General features: G+C 57.2%; 1 pseudogene. It reads left to right on the top strand.

Going from position 1 to position 243, the window contains the following annotated elements:
• Positions 1-243: pseudogene (locus tag ACYP03_RS27605) on the top strand (ribose-phosphate diphosphokinase); the annotation flags it as partial.

Raw genomic sequence — 243 nt, 5'->3', positions numbered from 1 at the left:
TCAAAATCGCGGAGCACTTTGGCGGTGCGCCTGAAGTGATTCAAGCGCAAAACGTCCGTGATCTGAAAACTGGAGAACTCCTTCAAACCCCGGTGCTGGGTGAGGTCAGCGGACAAGATGTGCTGATCGCCGCTGACATCGGGGATGGGGGCCGAACCTTTAGTGAACTGGCGACAGTACTGCAAGCGCAGGTGGCTCAGTCCATTGCTCTCTCGGTGACCCACGGCATCTTTTCTCAGGGGC

Source organism: Photobacterium sp. R1 (genome assembly GCF_054600795.1).
The sequence above is the reverse complement of the archived record's forward strand: the minus strand, read 5'-3'. Positions and strand labels throughout refer to the sequence as shown.